We start from the raw sequence: 676 nt of genomic DNA on the forward strand, positions 1-676 counted from the left end.
ATCTTCCCAGTTTTCCACTTTCACCATGTGTGTACCAGCGGTTTCTAGGTGAGCTTCTAGCTTCTCGAAAGAGCTCCAGTCAGTCCAGTTGAAACTTGCGTGTAACGCAAGTTGGCATGTTACTTGGTGGAAGCTCGCTAGTTCAGCCGTTGCTGGTAGGTTTAGGTACATGTAGCCATTGTCACGCAGCTGTGGAAGCTTAGGAGTACCGAAGCCAAAACCAAGGCCCTCAGCATGACCTTCAAGCTTCAGCTCAACCTCAGATTTGTACGTGAAACCGATGCGGTTGTTTTCATTGATCTGCCACGCTGTACCCAATTGCCAACCCCAAGCCGTATCGTCACCTTCCATGTACTTAAGAGTCGTACCTTGAGGTTTTTGTAATACGTTTACTTTAGGAGTCGTAGCGCCAAAACTTCCTTCACCGATGATGTAACGAATACCACCACCAATACTTACCGCATCATTAATTTTGTATGCTGCGTTTAGGTTTGCTTCCATTGTGGTTACGCTTGCTTCGTTACCAAAATGAGAGGCGGCAAAGCCTTTGCCTAGATCCGTTTCCATACCGTAGTTCGTACCGAACGCTAGGCCGATTGCGAATTGTTCGTTGTATTGGTGTGATAGGTAGAAGTTTGGAATGATTGCATCATGTGCGAAGTCATCTGAAGAGGTT

Annotated in this window: 1 protein-coding gene; it reads right to left on the minus strand. The window is 46.6% G+C overall.

Annotated elements, in window-relative coordinates:
* Positions 1–676: outer membrane protein transport protein (locus tag R7Q09_RS25965; RefSeq protein WP_318143922.1), on the minus strand; the 676-nt coding region annotated here is incomplete at both ends.

The sequence above is a fragment of the Vibrio sp. 2130-1 genome, assembly GCF_033339515.1.